Raw genomic sequence first — 747 nt, 5'->3', positions numbered from 1 at the left:
GCGCGCGCCGGACCTGCCAGACATCGTCAACCAGCTTCTTCTGATCCGCAAGCAGCTTGTCGACCATCTGCTGGCGTGTCGCGCCGCGCGTGAAGCGCAGCGTGTCGGTGGCGAGGCTGCCCTCCGGCGGCGTGGTTGCCGGCATGTCGCCGCTCAAGGCAGTCTCCTTGGCGATGCGCTGCAATGCCTGGTCGACAGTCAGTCCTTCAGGGATGGTCAGCGAATACATCACCGACTTGCCGCTCTTCAGAAGCTCCATGATATCGCGCATGGAAGCCCTGGGCTTGATCTCGTACTCGCCGGCTTTCAGCGCCGAATCATTGCCGAAGGCGCGCACGCCAAGGCGGAATACCCGGGCATCACTGATCAGTCCGCGGCGTTCGAGCTGGTCGGCGATATCCTGGACGCCGGTGTTCGGCTTGACCAGGAAGGTATCGCCATTAGCGGAGGGTCCGGGCTCGGTGAATTCCTGCTTGCCGAAATAGACCGCGACGCCGGCCGCCAGAACCACCAGCATCACCGAGGAGATGACGAAGTTCATGAACACGACGACCTGGCTGCGTGACGCACGCGAGCGCTTCGGCGGCGGCGTGCCGGCCTCTGGCCGCAACGCCTCGCTGGCCGTTTTCGGCACGATCGGTCCGGATGTTGCCGGCCGTTGCCCGAATTCTCCGTTGCCTGCCGGATTTGTGTTCATTTCGCCCTACCGTTTGATCGCCCAACGAATCCCCAGCGGCAGAGTAGAGG

Annotated in this window: 2 protein-coding genes; one reads left to right on the top strand and one right to left on the bottom strand. The window is 63.6% G+C overall.

Annotated features, from left to right (window positions below; all coding sequences use genetic code 11):
- On the bottom strand, positions 1 to 541 hold a 541-nt coding region (locus tag EN969_RS33785), incomplete at its 3' end, for an endolytic transglycosylase MltG (protein WP_245467671.1).
- On the opposite strand from EN969_RS33785, the gene EN969_RS36525 reads away from it, so the two are divergent.
- On the top strand, positions 540 to 747 hold a 208-nt coding region (locus EN969_RS36525), incomplete at its 3' end, for a hypothetical protein (protein ID WP_245467669.1). The two genes, EN969_RS33785 and EN969_RS36525, sit on opposite strands and share 2 nt — an antisense overlap.

Origin of the sequence: Mesorhizobium sp. M7A.F.Ca.CA.003.01.2.1 (assembly GCF_003998945.1) — a bacterium.
GTDB classification, from domain to species: Bacteria; Pseudomonadota; Alphaproteobacteria; order Rhizobiales; family Rhizobiaceae; genus Mesorhizobium; species Mesorhizobium ciceri.
This window is presented reverse-complemented; position numbering and strand designations above follow the sequence as displayed.